Raw genomic sequence first — 14,686 nt, forward strand, 5'->3', positions numbered from 1 at the left:
CTAGGACGGTCATTTGACCGCGCCCGCGGTGAGCCCCTGCGCGAGGTAGCGCTGCAGGAACAGGAAGCCGGCGACCACCGGGATGCTGACCACCAGCGAGGCCGCCATCACCTCGTTCCAGTACACCGAGGACTGCGTGGAGTACTCCCGCAGCCCGACGGCGAGGGTGCGCGATCCCGAGTCGGTCATGATCGAGGCGAACAGCGTTTCGCCCCACGCGGTCATGAACGAGTAGATGCCCACCGCGGCGATGCCCGGCCGGGCGGCGGGCAGCACGACCCGCACCAGCGCGCCCACCGGGCCCGCCCCGTCGATCAGCGCCGCTTCGTCGAGGTCGCGCGGGATGGAGTCCAAGTAGCCGACCAGCATCCAGGTGGAGAACGGCAGCGAGAACGTCAGGTAGGTGATGATCAGCCCCACTTGACTGCCGTGCAGCGCGATCCCGGTCACCTGCCCGATCGTGGCGTAGATCAGGTACAGCGGCAGCAGGAACAGGATGCCGGGGAACATCTGGGTGGACAGCACGACGATGCGGAAGGTGTCGCGCCCGCGGAACCGGTACCGGCTGATCGCGTAGGCGGCGAGCACCGCGATCGCCACCGACAGCACCGCCGCGCCCGCGGCGACCACGACGCTGTTGCGGAAGTAGGTGGCCAGCGGAACGGTGGACCACATGTCCACGAACGGCTGGAAGGTGATCTCGCCGGGCAGCCATTCGAACCGGTCCTGCACCCGCGACAGCGGTTTGACCGCCGAGGTGACCATGACGTAGAGCGGGACCAGCACGAACAGCGCGAGGCCGGTCAGCCCCACCACCCGCAAGACGCGGAACCACCGCGGCTCAGACATCCTTCATCCTCCGCGACGTGAACGCCAGGTACCCGGCGGTGACCACCAGCAGGAACAGCAGCAGCAGCGCGGACATCGCCGAGCCCAGGCCGAAGTTCCAGGTGAGGAACGAGCTGCTGTAGATGTGGATGGACAGCAGGTTCGCCGCGCCCGGCACCGACTTGTCGAACAGCAGGTAGGCCAGGTTGAAGTCGTTGAACGTCCACAGGAACAGCACCAGCACCAGCACCTGGTTGACCGGGCGCAGCATCGGCACCGTGATCGAGCGGAACTGCTGCCACGGACCAGCACCGTCCACTGTGGCCGACTCCTGCACGTCGGACGGGATGGACTGCATGCCCGCCATCAGCGCGAGGAACGCGAACGGCCACAGCCGCCACACCGCGGTGATCACCAGGCTGAAGAACGCGTTGTCGCCCAGCAGCCAGAACGTGCCGCCGCCGAGCCCGAGGTCGGCGAGCACGGTGTTCACCATGCCGTCGCTGCGGTCCAGCATGAACTTCCAGATCAGCACCGCGGTGTAGACCGGCAGCGCGTAGGGCACCAGGAACAGCGCGCGCAGCACCGCGCGGCCGGGGAAGGACCGCTGGAGCAGGGTCGCGGCGAACATGCCCAGCGCCCAGGAGATCGCGACCGTCAGCACCGCGAAGGCGCAGGTGATCAGGAAGGAGTGCAGCAGCTCGGCCCCGACCGCCCCGTTGAAGTCGATCGCGAACCGGTAGTTGTCCAGCCCCGCGAACGGCGCTCGGACCCAGTTGCGCACGTGGAACTGCGTCAGCTCCAGCAGGCTCATCCACAGCCCGCCCAGCATCGGCACCAGGTGCACCAGCAGCTCGAAGACCAGCGCGGGCGCCAGCAGCAGGTACGGCAGCGCCCGCCTGCTGGGTGTCCACTTGCGACGTTCGGTGCGCGTCGGGGTCGTCATCCGCCGCTCCCCCGCATCTTCTGCTCGGCGTCGGACAGCGCTTCGCGCACCTCCGCCTCGCCGACCCGCCGACCGGTGGCGATCTCGGCGAGCAGGTCGCGCATCGCGGCGCCGACGGTGGTCTCGAAGTGGGCTTCGTTGGGGATCATCGGCACGGTTTCCGAGCCGGTGGCCAGCACTTCGCGGAAGACCTGGTTCTTCGGCGTGCGGAACGCGGGGTGGTCGTAGGCGTCCTCGACGACCGGCAGCGTGCCGTACTGGTCGTTGAGGATCGCCTGCTCTTCGGCGCTGGTCAGGAACTCCACCAGCGCCAGGGCCTGCTCGCGGCGCGGGCTGTCGGCGAAGACCGCGACGTTCGAGCCGGCGACGTGGCTGCGCACCGCGCGCCCGCCCGGCGGCAGCGGATCCGGCACCGGCAGCGGCACGACGCCGTAGGCCTCGTCGGGCATGCCGTTCTCCTCCAGCGTCGGGATGACGCTGTTCTGCGCGATGAGCATCGCGGCCTTGCCGTTGGTGAAGTTCGACGCCGCGCCGGAGGCGTTGCCCTCCTCGGCATCGTCCGGGTTCACCACGCCTTCGGTGCCCATCAGGTCGACGTACTGCTGGACCGCGGCCACTGCTTCCGGCGAGGTGAAGGTGGCGCCGCCGCGCTCGTCGATCAGGTGGGTGCCCTGCTGGCGGCCGAACATGAACGCGAAGTGCGCGTTCTCGGTGTAGCTCGCGCCGGCGATGGTCAGGCCCCAGCGGTCGCGCGCCGGATCGGTCAGCCGCTTGGCGGCGTCGAGGAACTCCCGCCAGTCGCGCGGCGGGTCGATGCCGGCTTCGGCGAACCGCGCCTTGTCGTAGAACAGGCCGTAGGACAACCCGTACAGCGGCAGCGACGACGGCGCCTGGCCGGGCATGCCGGTGGAGCTCATGCTGCTGTCCAGGAAGCGGTCCCGGCCGCCGAAGCGGTCCATCAGCCGGTCGTCGAAGGGCACGAACGCGCCGGTCGCCTGCAGCGAGGCGGCCCAGGTGTTGCCGAGGTTCACCACGTCCGGGGCGACCCCGGAGGTCGCCGCGCCGAGGATCCGGTTGAGCAGGTCGGACCAGCCGATGACCTCGACGTCGACCTCGATCCCGGTGCGCTCGGTGAACTTCGCCAGTTCCGCGCCGAGGATCCGCAGGTCCTGCTCGGAGCTCTTGCCCTGGTTGCTGGCCCAGTAGGTGATGCGGTGGGAGTTCTCGGCCGGTGGTGCGCAGCCGGTGAGCATGGCGGTGATCAGCGTCGCGATCAACGACACCGCCGCGAGCGAGCGTTTGTCCACGAAACGACTCCTCGTGCTTGTGGGCCCGTCGTTGGACCCGCCGATCAAGCTAGGGACTTAACCGGTTAATCAGAAGAGTCGAAAACCGCCGTTATCGGGTCGTTAGCTTCCGGGTCGGGCGGTGCTGGCGCGCGGCACGAGCCGCCGGGACGACAGCTCGCGCGCCTCGACCGCGCCGGTTTCGACCAGCTCCAGCAGCATCCGCGCGGCAGTCGCCGCATCCTCGGCCACCCCGTGGGCGAACGCGGTGACCGCCGGGCGCACGATGCGGCACAGCATCGAGTCGTCCCACGCCAGCACCGAAAGCTGCGCAGGCACTTCGATGCCGAGATCGTCCGCGCCCGCCACCGCGGCCACCGCCATCACGTCGTTGTCGTAGACGATCGCGGTCGGCCGGTCGCGGGCGGCGAGCAGCCGCCGGGTCGCCCGCATCCCGCCCTCTTCGGTGTAATCGCCAGGCGCCCGGCTGAGCACGACTCCGTCGTGTTCCCGGGCCGCAGCGCGCAGCGCCTCCTCCCGGCGCACGGTGTGCTGCAGGCTGCGCGGCCCCTGCACGTGCCCGATCCGCCGGTGCCCGAGCCCGGCCAGGTGCGCGAGAGCCGTGCGCGCGGCGTCGTTCTCGTTGACCAGCAGTACCGAGCTGTCGGGCGTCGCCTCCGCGGTGCCGAAGAAGACCGTGGGAGTGCCGAGCTCGCGCAGCAGCCGCGGGCGCGGGTCCGACGCCCGCAGGTCGGTCACCACCACGCCGTCCACCCGCCGCTCGGCCCACCACCGCTGGTAGGTCGCCAGTTCCGTCGCCGTGTCGGCGACCAGCGCGAGCTGGAGCGACACCCCGTGCTCGGAGAGCGCCTGCTCCAGCCCGGCGACCATCCGCATGAAGAACGGCTCGGTGTGCAGCGCCTCGGGCGAGCGGGCCAGCACCATGCCGACGCTGGCCGCGCGGTCGCTGGACAGCGCACGGGCCGCGCTGCTGGCCCGCCACCCGAGTTCGGCGGCGACTTCGAGGATGCGCTCTCGGGTCTGCGGGGACACCCCGCCGCGACCGTTGAGCGCGTAGGAGACCGCGGCCTTGGACACACCGACCTCGCGGGCGATGTCGATGATCGTCGGCCGCTTCACACCGGTCTCCTCCTCACGCCCCTCAGCGCCGCAACGCCTTGCGGGACAACCAGTTCCCGAGGTACTGGGCCGCTTGGACCAGGACGATGATGTTGACGTCCTCCAGCAGCTAGAGCCGCCGGACTCCAACGAGCAATGCTAGCTGGCGGTCCCCCGTCACCGAGGTTCCTGGTTCCTGCTTCGCAGACCGGGCAACCCCGAGGTCTCCACAGGCTGTCACCGCATGAAGCCTTCCGGCTTCTTTCCGTCCTGCGGCGAGAATGTTCTTGGCTGCGTTGACGTCCGCATGATCAGTATGTTCACACGTGGTGCACCGGTAAACCGCTTGGCTCTCACGGCTCGCCTGGTCCACTGTGTGACACGCGAAACAGCGTTGTGACGTGTGCGCAGCCGGGACCTTCACAATTGAACTGCCCGTGGACCGGGCAGCGTTGCGCAAGGCCAGCTCAAACGCGTGCCACCCCTTGCCTAACATGTTCCGGTTCAGTCCGGATTTCTGGGACACCTTCGAACCGGTATCATCGACGGTACCTCGAGCCGACGCCGTCATGTTCCGGATATGAAGTCTCTCGAGCACGATGAGCGCATACTCATCGGCGATCCGATGGGATACCTGAGCGCAGAAATCCTTGCGACGGTTCCGTTCGGCACGCTTGATCCGTCGCATAGCAGTCAGAGTTTTCGCGCGGTTAGCCGAGCCAGACTGCTGCCGAGCGAGCTTACGCTGAAGTCTCAAGTACCGACGCTGCTCACCAGCAGTGGTGAACTCGCGATCGAACCCCACCGAGTCGCTCGTAGCCACAGCTGTCACCACACCGCGGTCAATCCCGACTTCACTCCCGGGTTTTGCATGTTGTTCCGGCGTGGCAGTACCGGTGTCGACCAGGAACGACACGAACCAGTCAGGTCCATCTCGGCTTACGGTCGCAGACCGCACGATGCCACCGAGAGCGCGAGTCCAGCGGAAGCGCACCCATCCCAATTTGGGAAGCTTGCACCTTCCCCACCTCTTCCCGATCCTCTCCGTGGTTATGAGTTTTCCTGTCGGGAACCGGAATGACGGCGACCAGCGACGTTGCGATCTCCAGTTGACACGCCACGTTCCGCGCTCGCGGCACGCCCGCTCCAGGTCCATGAGGGTTTGTTGCAGCACCTGCGCTGGAGCCAGCTTCAGCCACTCGTGATCACCTTTAGCATCGGCGAGTTCCCAAGCCTGCTGCTCGTAGTTGATCCAGGAACCGCGGCGCCGGTACTCCCTTCGCTGTTCCAACGCGGTGTTCCACACCGATCGACAGATTCGGCCAAACTCTTCACATCGTTCGACCTGCTCCGGCGTGAGCATCAACCGGTACCGACGTCCCGCCAGCATGAATGACTCACCGATCCCACTTGCCGCTCGATACATCGGCACACCAACGCACCGCGACCGACGAAGCACCCCACTAGAAAAAGATCAAAATTCCCAACGCTGTTCACAGTATCGACACCCGAACGGCGAGTACACAGCCCCCTGCTCCAAACGGGAGCCCCCGGACTGCGCAACCATCTTTCCCGCGTCGCACAGGCACCGGTCGGCCCCAACGACTCAACAGCCTCACCGAAGCGTTCAGCCTCCACTCACGATCGGCAGAGGCATCGGAGTATCCGCGGCCTCCCAGACTCCGCCGAACATGCAGGCCCACATCCGGCGGCAGTCAAGTCGTTGTTCTGCGGCATCACCGGTACAGGCCGCGCAGGCCGCGTCGTGCCAGCCTGATCGACCACGCACATGTCCTGGTAGCGCTGCATGAACTTCTGGCAAATGGGCTGTCCTCGTTCTCGGCGCGGGCGAGAACGAGGAGTACATCGCCAGCCGAACGCAGCATCGACCGAGGCGATTGCCTCCATTGCAGCGGCGAGCACGACGGCGATCGCCCACACACAAGCACACTCCGTGCCAGCGTGTTTCTCCGGCAGTTCCAGGACGGTGGGATGCTGTCGTTGTCAGCCCCGGGACTGCCCCCTCCCAGATGCCGATCAGTTCGCCGTCGCCTTCCAGAACCGGGGCAATCGACCCGAAATCGCTTCAGCTCCCGGAGCGGAAGGCCCGAACTACCGAAGAACCACCGGGCGCGCAAGCCCGATGATCCACCATCCGGTGGATTGTCCAGACCATTTGATCCGGTGTTGGGTTGTCCCACGATCGCGACCAGTTTGTCCGCTGCGGCGGCCTGGTGTGCGACGCCCCGACCCCGGAGGAGGCGACTTGATCCGCTCCGTTCTCGGCCTGGCCGGCGCCGCGCTGCTCGCGGCCAGCGCGACCGCACCGGCGACCGCCGCACCGGAGGCACCGGCACCCCAGATCACCCCGCAACCGCAGCAGGTCGTGCAGCTCGGCGACGACGTGCCGGTGCCGGAGCGGGTGTTGGTCGTGGCCGACCGCGAGGTCGACCAGCCGACCCGCGACCTGCTCGTCGCGGTGCTGCGCGGTGCGGGCGCCCAGCAGGTGGACGTCGTCGACGCCGGTCAGCAGCCGGACGCACCGCTGGTGGTGCGGGTCGGCGGGATCGGCACCGACGACATCGCCCGCGGGCTGCGGGACGCCGGTGTCGAGGTGCCGTCCGAACTGCCCGCCGAGGGCTACGCGCTGGCGGCCAAGGACGGCGCGGTGGTGCTCGGCGGAGTCGATTCCGACGGCGTCTACTACTCCGCGCAGACGCTGCGCCAGCTGGTGCGCGAGCACGGGATCGCCGGGGCGGGCGTCGTCGACCACCCGCTGATGCCGCTGCGCGGCGCGATCGAGGGCTTCTACGGCAGTCCCTGGACCCACCAGGAACGCTTGGACCAGCTCGCCTTCTACGGCGACGTCAAGCTCAACACCTACATCTACGCGCCGAAGGACGACCCGTACCACCGGGAGAAGTGGCGCGAGCCGTACCCGGCGGACAAGCTCGCCGAGCTCGGCGAGCTGATCGACCAGGGCGATGCGCACCACGTCCGGTTCACCTTCGCGCTCTCCCCCGGGCTGTCCATCTGCTACACCAGCGAGCAGGACTGGCAGGCGCTGACCGGGAAGCTGCAGGCGATGTACGACCTGGGGGTGCGCGCGTTCTCGCTGCCGCTGGACGACATCGACTACGCGAAGTGGAACTGCGCCGAGGACGAGGCGAAGTACGGTGCGCCGTCACCGGGTTCGGCGGGGCAGGCGCAGGTGGACCTGCTCAACCGGGTGCAGCGCGAGTTCATCGCGACCCACGAGGGCGCCCAGCCGTTGCAGGCGGTGCCCACCGAGTACTCCGACACCGAGGACAGCCCGTACAAGAAGACCATCCGGGAGCAGCTCGACCCGGCGGTGGAGATGATGTGGACCGGGGTCGGCGTGGTCCCGCCCGAGATCACCGTGCCGCAGGCCGAGGAGGCCGCCGCGGTGTGGGGCCGCAAGGTGTTCGTGTGGGACAACTACCCGGTCAACGACTTCGACGCGACCGCGGGGCGACTGCTGCTCGCGCCCTACGCGAAGCGGGAACCCGGGCTGCACGACCACCTCTCCGGCATCGTGCTCAACCCGATGAACCAGGCCTCGGCGAGCAAGGTCGCCGAGTTCGGCGCCGCCGACTTCACCTGGAACGACACCGGTTACGACGCGACCCGCGCCTGGCGGGAAGCCGCCCGCTACCTGGCCGGTGGCGATCCAGGCACCACCGAGGCCCTGCTGGCGTTCTTCGACCTGGAGCACCTCGCCCCGACCCTGGACGACGAGATCTGGCAACCGCAGGCTCCGGAACTGGACCGGCGGCTCCAGGAGTTCCGCTCCACGTGGGCCGACGACAAGGCCGCGGCGGTCGCGGCGCTGCGCCCCTACGCGGAACTGATCGCCGCAGCACCGAAGCGGATCCGCGACGGAGTGGCCGATCCGGCGTTCGTGACCGACGCCGAGCCGTGGCTCGAGGCCACCGAGCTGTGGGGCAGCGCGCTGCTGACCAGCCTCGACGGAGTGCAGTCCAGAGCGGATGGTGACGACGCGGCCGCGGACCAGGCGTTCGCCGAAGCCGCCGACCTGGCACGCCGGGCAGGCGAAATCCGCACCATCCCCGGCGAAACGCGCCCGGAGGGACCGGTGCGGGTCGGCGACGGCGTCCTGGACACCTTCATCGCTGAAGCACCGGACCTGCGCTGAGGATCATCCCGGGTCGGCCAGCAGCTCGCTGACCAGCTGGCCGACCTGCTCCACCTCGATCAGGAAACCGTCGTGGCCGTGCGGCGAAACGATCGTGCGCACCGGAGCGGATGCGGGAGTCGCCTCGGCCAACCAGCGCTGCTGCTCCAGCGGGAAGAGCCGGTCGCTGTCCACTCCGGCGACGAGGGTGCGCGCCGTGATCCGGCGCAGCGCGGCTTCCGCCCCGCCCCGGCCGCGCCCGACGTCGTGGCCGGACATGGCTTGCGCGAGCAGCACGTAGCTCGCCGCGTCGAACCGGCGCGCGAGCTTGTCGGCGTGGTGGTCCAAATAGGACTCGACGGCGTAACGCCCGCCGAGCCAAGGGTGTTCGCCGTCCTGGGGCTGGGTGCCGAACCGCTGCTCCAGCTCCTGCGGGCTCCGGTAGGTGATGTGCGCGATCCGCCGCGCCACGCCGAGCCCCGCGTGCGGACCGCGACCGTCCGGGAGGTCGTGGTAGTGGCCGTCCAGCCAATCGGGATCGCTGCGGATCGCCTGGACCTGCACCCCCGACCAGGAGATCTGCTCGGCCGAGGCCACCGCGCAGCTGCTCAGCACCAGAGCCGCCGCCACCCGCTCCGGGTGTCCGGCAGCCCATTCCAGCGCGCGCATCCCGCCGAACGAACCGCCGAGCACCGCGGCCCACCGCCGGATGCCGAGCGCGTCGGCGAGCTGGACCTCCGCCTCCACCGAGTCCCGCACGGTGATCGCCGGGAACCGCCCGCCCCACGGCCGCCCGTCGGGTGCGGTCGACGCCGGACCGGTGCTGCCCTGGCAGCCGCCGATGACGTTCGGCGCGACGACGAACCAGCGATCGGTGTCCAGCGCGCGCCCCGGACCGATGAGCCCGTCCCACCAACCGGGGCTGGGGTGGCCTTCCCCGGCCGGGCCCGACACGTGGCTGTCGCCGGTCAGGGCGTGCAGCACCAGCACCGCGTTCGAGGCGTCCTCGTTGAGCTCTCCCCAGGTCTCGTAGGCGAGGGAGACCTGCGAGAGCACGCCGCCCGCCTCCAGCACCAGCGGCCCGGGCAACTGGAACCAGCGGCGGCGACCGACAGGGCTCCCCTCCCGCCACGCGCCGGTGGCGGGAGGGGAGCCGTGCGTCCGAGTCATCGCTCCAGTGCGGCCTTTGCCGCGCGGAAACCGGCTTCGAGGTCGGCCTTGAGGTCCTCGACCGCCTCGATGCCCACCGACAGCCGCACCAGCCCCGGGGTCACGCCCGCCAGCCTCTGGGCGTGCTCGGTGAGCTGGCCGTGCGTGGTGCTCGCCGGGTGGGCGATGAGGCTGCGCACGTCACCGATGTTGACCAGGTGGCTGAACAGCTCCACGCCGTCGACGAACGCCCGCCCGGCGTCCACTCCCCCGCGCAGCTCGAACGCGACGATCGCGCCCGCGCCGCCCGGCAGGTACTTCTGCCCGCGCTCGTACCACGGGCTGCTGGAAAGCCCCGCGTAGTGCACGGATTCGACCTCGTCGCGGGTGCTCAACCACTCGGCGAGGTCCTGCGCGTTGCGGACGTGCCGCTCGATGCGCAGCGACAGCGTTTCCAGGCCCTGCAGGATCAGGAACGCGTTGAACGGCGAGATCGCCGGGCCGAGGTCGCGCAGGCCCTGCACCCGCAGCTTCGCAGCGAACGCGCCGTGGCCGAGGGCCGGCCAGTACTGCAGGCCGTTGTAGCTGGGGTCCGGCTCGTGGAAACCGGGGAAGCGGTCGGCGTTCGCGCCGAAATCGAAGGTGCCGCCGTCGACGACGATGCCGCCCACCGCGGTGCCGTGGCCGCCCAGGTACTTCGTCGCCGAGTGCACCACGATGTCGGCGCCGTGCTCGATCGGCTTGAGCAGGAACGGCGTCGTCACGGTGTTGTCGACGATCAGCGGCACACCGACCTCGTGGGCGACGTCGGCGACCGCCCGCACGTCGAGCACGTTGGAACGCGGGTTGCCCAGCCCCTCGGCGAAGAACGCCTTGGTGTTCGGCCGCGCCGCGGCCCGCCACGCCTCGATGTCGTCGGGGTCCTCGACGAAGCTGACCTCGATGCCGAACTTCGGCAGCGTGTGCTGGAACAGGTTGTGGGTGCCGCCGTACAGCGACGAACTGGACACCACGTGGTCACCGGCCCCGGCGAGGGTGAGGATGGCCAGCGTCTCGGCGGCCTGCCCCGACGCCAGCGCCACCGCCGCCACGCCGCCTTCCAGCGCGGCCACCCGGTTCTCCAGCACCTCCTGCGTGGGGTTGTTGATCCGGGTGTAGATGTTGCCGGGTTCGCTGAGGTTGAACAGGTTCGCCGCGTGCTCGGTGTCGCGGAAGACGTAGGAAGTCGTCTGGTAGATCGGCACGGCCCGCGCCCCGGTGGTGGGGTCGGGCTCGGCTCCGGCGTGCACCTGCAGGGTGTCGAAGGACCAATCGGAACTCACGGGGCAATCTCCTGTGCTGAAAGCGTGAACCTGCCGCGGCGAAGACGCGCAGGCGTGAACGGCGACGGGTGGAACCGCCGGGAAGAGCAGAGCGGTGCGGCGCTCAGCGAGCGCTGATCAACAAGCCGAAGCGGTCACGCGGACGAGATCGACGTGACGACGAACTACCAAGCGGATCACGCCCCGAAGCGTAGCGATCGGGACACTCTGCGCAAACCAGGTCCACCACGTGGGATCAGCCGCGTTCGCTCAGCCCCCGCCAGTGCAGCTTCTCCCGCTCGCGCTTGGGCAATCCGGCGACGACGAGGTCGTAGGAGTCCTCGATCATGTCCCGGACCAGCCCGTCCGGAACCGAACCGTCGAGCAGCACGGTGTTCCAGTGCCGCTTGTTCAGGTGGTAGCCGCCGGTGATCGCCGGATAGCTCAACCGCAGCTGCACGGCCAGTTCCGGCTCGCACTTGAGCGACACCCGCAACGGCTCGGCGTCCAGCCTGCTGATCGCGAAGATCTTGCCGCCGACCTTGAAAACGCTGTTGTACTCGTCGAACGGGAACTCCTCGCGCGCACCGGTCATCCCCAGACAAGCGGCCTTGAGCTCCTGCGGCGTCATGCGGAGAACCTATCGGACAGCGGAATAACGCGCGTATACCCGGCGCATGCCGAGGTGTAACCTTGATCTCGCTGGCCGCGCGCCGAGGCACCTCCCCCCAGTGGCCAACGCGCGCGGCCGGCTTTTCCTTGTTCCTGGTGGTCCTTTTGCGTGGCGGTGCCGGTAGCGGAACCTCAGCGCCCGCCTGGTCTCCGGGTGCCCGACTTTATGTATGCCAATACACGGCAGTCGGGCCGTCCTCGCCAGGCGAACGCTGAGAACCCGCGGCGGTGCCGGTTGCGAGGGTGGGCTATTCACCTGGCGGCGAATCCAAGCAAAAGATCAAGAGCTCTGATCAGAGATTGGCGTTCAGACCAAGACACGTGCTCGGACCAAAAACCAAGTGGCCAGGCCAAAACAGGTACTCGGGCCAAAACAGGTGCCCGGGCCGGGAAAGCACTCAGGCCAAGACAGGCGCTCGGGCCGGATAGGTGCTCAGACCGAGACAGGTGCCCGGACCGGGAAAGCACTCAGGCCAAGGCAGATGCTCAGGCCGGGATAGGTGCTCAGACCTGGATAGGTGCTCGAGTCGAGATAGGTGCTCGAGTTGGGATTGGGTGCTCGGGCCGGCCTGTTCTCGTTGTGGTCACGCACCGTGTAGATTTTGTGGGTCACTGGTCTTTTCGAGTGGCTTTCTGGTCCTTTTTGTCTGTGATCGTTGGGCCGAACGGGTCAACGTCGGGGATTGCTCGTCACCGGTTCCGCGGGGAACAGTCCCAATCCGCGGAGGTGGGGAGAATGATCCAACTCGAGCACCACTGGCAGCCGGCCGGGCAGCACTGCCACGCGATCGACGGGACCGTGCCGTCCGGGCAGCACCGCGAGGGCGAGCCGATCACGACGCTGTGCGGGCAGCAGATCGATGCCGCCGAACCGACGGCGTTGAACTGGTTGTGGCCGACGTGCGGGGACTGCCTGCGGGCAGCAGGACGAATGCCGGGGGGCACCTCGTGAACAGGACCGTGGCCGTCCGGTACGCGTTCGGCGTGGTCGGCGAAACCCGCCGCGAAGCGCACCTGGCGACCGCTCCGGGCACCGGGATCCCGGCCGAGTGGCTGACCTTCTGCGGCGTGGAGATCCCCGCGAACCAGGCGGAGGTCTCCGACAAACCGGCCGGGATGCCCTGCGTCCGCTGCCTCGCCGGGGCCACCGGCTCGATCAAGTCGTGAGCACGCGTCCTCCCGCTCACATCGCCACGGCCAGGGACAGGGCGAAGTCGCCGGCGTCGTCGAGCCACCAGTGCCGCAGCTCGAACCCGGCGGCGGCGAGCTCGTCCTGGACCCGGGCGCGCCGGAACTTCGCCGAGATCTCGGTGCGGATCTCCTCGTCCTCGGCGAAGTCCGCGGTCAGCGCCAGATCGGCCAGCTCCACCCGCATCGGCCGCTCGGCGCGCAACCGCATCTCGATCCACTCCTGCTCGGCGTTCCACAGCGCCACGTGCCGGAACGCCCCGGGGTCGAAGTCGGCGCGCAGTTCCCGGTTCAGCACGCGCAGCACGTTGCGGTTGAACTCCGCGGTCACCCCTCGCGAGTCGTCGTAGGCGCTGACCAACCGGCCCGGGTCCTTCACCAGGTCCGTGCCCAGCAGCAACCACTCCCCCGGCCGGAGCGCCGAGCGGACCGCGGTGAAGAAACCGGCTCGTTCGGCGGGTAGCAGGTTGCCGATCGTGCCGCCGAGGAACGCCACCAACCGATCGGTTCCCGCGTCCAGCGCACCGAGCCCGCTGGTGAAGTCGTCGACCACACCGCGCACGAACAGCTCCGGGTAGTCCAGCGCGATCGCGTCCACCGCGGCCCGCAGCGCGGAGATCGACACGTCCAGCGGCACGAACCGGCGCAGCGTCCCGTGCTTGCGCAGGGCGTCGAGCAGCAGGCGGGTCTTCTCCGACGACCCCGATCCGAGCTCCACCAGCGTGGCCGCGCCGGTGGCCTCGGCGATGTCCATCGCGTTGCGCTGCAAGATCTGCTGCTCGGCCCGGGTCTGGTAGTACTCCGGCAAGGCGGTGATCTGCTCGAACAGCTCGCTGCCCTCGGCGTCGTAGAACCACTTGGGGGACAACCACTTCGGTTCTTCGGTCATCCCCTCCCGGACGTCGGAGCGCAGCTCGCGGGCCGCGTCCTCGGCGGTGAACCGCACGATCAGTTCCGGTTCGCTCATCTCTCCCCCATCTCGGCCAGCGGCCGCACCTGAACGTCGTCGGCCTCTGCGACGACCACACTCCGGTCCGGGACTTCGCGCCACCCGTCCCGCGCGCCGAACGGTTCGGACGCGACGGTCACCGCGGTGGAGCCCCGGCGCACCCACAGCGAGTGCGTCCACGTCGTGGCCACCACCCGGGATCCGTCGCTGAGCAGCAGGTTCAACCGCGAATCCGGTGCTGCGGCGGCCACTTCGCCCACCAACTCCGACACCGCCACCGCGGGCTCGGCCCCGTCGAGGAGCCGCTGCCGCAGCAGCGCCCACAGCAGCGCCGAATCGGTGGCCGCCTCCATCTTCAGCAGGTCGACGACGTCCAGCCGGGCAGTCAGCTTGGCCACCGAGTCCGGCCAACCGGCGACCCGGCCGTTGTGGCTGAACAGCCACCGGCCGTCGGTGAAGGGCGCGCAGGCATCGGGCACCACCGGCATCCCGACGGTCGCCGAGCGCACCGCCGCGACCACCGCGCCGCTGCGCACTTCGCCCGCGATGTCCCGGAAGGACTGGTCCGTCCACATCGGAGCCGCCGAGCGGTAGCGGGCCGTGGAGCCGTCCTCGCGGTACCAGCCGACGCCGAAACCGTCGGCGTTGATGGTGCCGCCGCCGCGCATATCGGCGGGAGCGAACGCCTGCTCCAGCAGCGAGTGCTCGGGTTCCAGCAGCAGGTCGGACAGCGCGACCGCCGACCCCAGGTATCCCACGTGTCGGCACATGGTCAGCCGCGCTCCCCCGCCCGCGGGGTGCGGGCGCAGCGGAACCCGGCGAAGATCTGCCTGCGGATCGGGTAGTCCCAGTTGCGGAAGGTGCCCCGGCAGGCGGCCCGGTCGGTGCCGAACGAACCACCGCGCAGCACCTTGTACTCGGGGCCGAAGAACACCTCCGAGTACTCGCGGTACGGGAAGGCCGCGAACCCCGGGTACGGCAGGAAGTCGGTGGCCGTCCACTCCCACACGTCCCCGATGAGCTGCCGCGCTCCGCAGGGCGCAGCACCGGCCGCGTAGGCCCCGGCGGGCGCCGGCTGCAAGTGCCGTTGGC

At 69.1% G+C, this 14,686-nt stretch carries 14 protein-coding genes; 3 read left to right on the forward strand and 11 right to left on the reverse strand.

Going from position 1 to position 14,686, the window contains the following annotated elements; translation table 11 throughout:
* Positions 1-9: 9 nt before the first annotated feature.
* The 5 genes from ABTZ89_RS11295 to ABTZ89_RS11315 all read right to left on the reverse strand — a co-directional run bounded on the left by ABTZ89_RS11295 (position 10) and on the right by ABTZ89_RS11315 (position 5,605).
* A complete protein-coding gene (locus ABTZ89_RS11295) occupies positions 10-849 on the reverse strand; it encodes a carbohydrate ABC transporter permease (protein WP_351043026.1) in 840 nt (279 codons plus the stop codon).
* Positions 842-1,774 carry a carbohydrate ABC transporter permease gene (locus ABTZ89_RS11300; protein WP_351043029.1) on the reverse strand — a complete coding sequence of 311 codons (933 nt, stop codon included), beginning with the start codon at positions 1,772-1,774 and terminating at the stop codon, positions 842-844. The genes ABTZ89_RS11295 and ABTZ89_RS11300 overlap by 8 nt, the downstream gene beginning before the upstream one ends.
* The gene (locus tag ABTZ89_RS11305; protein ID WP_270949984.1) at positions 1,771-3,081 is read right to left on the reverse strand and encodes an ABC transporter substrate-binding protein; all 1,311 of its coding nucleotides are present in this window, start codon (positions 3,079-3,081) and stop codon (positions 1,771-1,773) included. Before ABTZ89_RS11305 ends, ABTZ89_RS11300 begins: the two co-directional genes overlap by 4 nt.
* 102 nt (positions 3,082-3,183) lie before the next feature.
* Positions 3,184-4,200 (reverse strand): LacI family DNA-binding transcriptional regulator, encoded by a 1,017-nt coding sequence (locus ABTZ89_RS11310; protein ID WP_351043034.1) that lies wholly within the window; start codon positions 4,198-4,200, stop codon positions 3,184-3,186.
* 109 nt (positions 4,201-4,309) lie between these two features.
* Complete coding sequence (locus ABTZ89_RS11315; RefSeq protein WP_351043038.1) at positions 4,310-5,605, reverse strand: RNA-guided endonuclease InsQ/TnpB family protein; 1,296 nt, start codon at positions 5,603-5,605, stop codon at positions 4,310-4,312.
* A gap of 840 nt (positions 5,606-6,445) precedes the next feature.
* Between ABTZ89_RS11315 and ABTZ89_RS11320 the strand changes: the two genes are divergently transcribed.
* Complete coding sequence (locus ABTZ89_RS11320) at positions 6,446-8,356, forward strand: glycoside hydrolase family 84 protein (protein ID WP_351043041.1); 1,911 nt, start codon at positions 6,446-6,448, stop codon at positions 8,354-8,356.
* A gap of 3 nt (positions 8,357-8,359) precedes the next feature.
* Here the strand turns inward: ABTZ89_RS11320 and metX are convergent, their stop codons facing one another.
* From metX to ABTZ89_RS11335, 3 genes are all read right to left on the reverse strand, one after another.
* On the reverse strand, positions 8,360-9,505 hold the full coding sequence (gene metX, locus ABTZ89_RS11325; RefSeq protein ID WP_351043044.1) for a homoserine O-acetyltransferase MetX: 1,146 nt from the start codon (positions 9,503-9,505) through the stop codon (positions 8,360-8,362).
* On the reverse strand, positions 9,502-10,806 hold the full coding sequence (locus ABTZ89_RS11330; RefSeq protein WP_270949991.1) for a bifunctional o-acetylhomoserine/o-acetylserine sulfhydrylase: 1,305 nt from the start codon (positions 10,804-10,806) through the stop codon (positions 9,502-9,504). The genes metX and ABTZ89_RS11330 overlap by 4 nt, the downstream gene beginning before the upstream one ends.
* A gap of 235 nt (positions 10,807-11,041) precedes the next feature.
* Positions 11,042-11,416, reverse strand: coding sequence for an MmcQ/YjbR family DNA-binding protein (locus ABTZ89_RS11335; protein WP_351043048.1), 375 nt, complete (start codon positions 11,414-11,416; stop codon positions 11,042-11,044).
* A 777-nt stretch (positions 11,417-12,193) separates the two neighbouring features.
* Between ABTZ89_RS11335 and ABTZ89_RS11340 the strand changes: the two genes are divergently transcribed.
* Both ABTZ89_RS11340 and ABTZ89_RS11345 read left to right on the forward strand, forming a co-directional pair.
* Entirely contained in the window at positions 12,194-12,409 is a 216-nt protein-coding gene (locus ABTZ89_RS11340) for an HC3 family zinc finger protein (protein ID WP_270954393.1), read from the forward strand.
* Positions 12,406-12,624: a hypothetical protein gene (locus ABTZ89_RS11345; protein ID WP_270954392.1), complete on the forward strand. Its 219-nt coding sequence runs from the start codon at positions 12,406-12,408 to the stop codon at positions 12,622-12,624. Before ABTZ89_RS11340 ends, ABTZ89_RS11345 begins: the two co-directional genes overlap by 4 nt.
* A gap of 16 nt (positions 12,625-12,640) precedes the next feature.
* On the opposite strand, the gene egtD is transcribed toward ABTZ89_RS11345, so the two are convergent.
* The 3 genes from egtD to ABTZ89_RS11360 form a co-directional block, all read right to left on the reverse strand.
* Positions 12,641-13,612 (reverse strand): L-histidine N(alpha)-methyltransferase, encoded by a 972-nt coding sequence (gene egtD / locus ABTZ89_RS11350; protein WP_351043052.1) that lies wholly within the window; start codon positions 13,610-13,612, stop codon positions 12,641-12,643.
* Positions 13,609-14,364 (reverse strand): ergothioneine biosynthesis protein EgtC, encoded by a 756-nt coding sequence (gene egtC / locus ABTZ89_RS11355; RefSeq protein ID WP_351043054.1) that lies wholly within the window; start codon positions 14,362-14,364, stop codon positions 13,609-13,611. Before egtC ends, egtD begins: the two co-directional genes overlap by 4 nt.
* A 2-nt stretch (positions 14,365-14,366) precedes the next feature.
* On the reverse strand, positions 14,367-14,686 hold a 320-nt coding region (locus ABTZ89_RS11360; RefSeq protein ID WP_351043057.1), incomplete at its 5' end, for an SUMF1/EgtB/PvdO family nonheme iron enzyme.

This window comes from Saccharopolyspora sp. NPDC002686 (assembly GCF_040295745.1).
In the GTDB taxonomy this organism is placed as follows: domain Bacteria; phylum Actinomycetota; class Actinomycetes; order Mycobacteriales; family Pseudonocardiaceae; genus Saccharopolyspora; species Saccharopolyspora oryzae.